Source organism: Burkholderia sp. Bp8991 (assembly GCF_003853795.1).
GTDB lineage: Bacteria > Pseudomonadota > Gammaproteobacteria > Burkholderiales > Burkholderiaceae > Burkholderia.
Window position 1 is genome coordinate 1 of record NZ_QTQJ01000102.1, and the last position, 217, is coordinate 217.

Annotated in this window: 1 pseudogene; it reads left to right on the plus strand. The window is 42.9% G+C overall.

The window, feature by feature from the left end:
- A pseudogene (locus DIE02_RS35855) lies at positions 1–208 on the plus strand (hypothetical protein); the annotation flags it as partial.
- Between the last annotated feature and the right edge of the window lie 9 nt (positions 209–217).

The window sequence follows — 217 nt, forward strand, 5'->3', positions numbered from 1 at the left end:
AATCTTCAATGACAAGCGTTCGACTTGGGTCGAGTCTTTGTCATTGGCGATTGAGCCAGTCAGAGTGATACGTAGTAAGTATCGGCTGTCGTTCTTTAACAATCTGGAAGAAGTAAGTAATTTGGATAGCGGAAGCGTCTTTGAGATGGACGTGGAAACTATCCGGGTTGTGATTGTATCGATGTATCTCAAGATGATTCGAACTTAATGTTCGGCT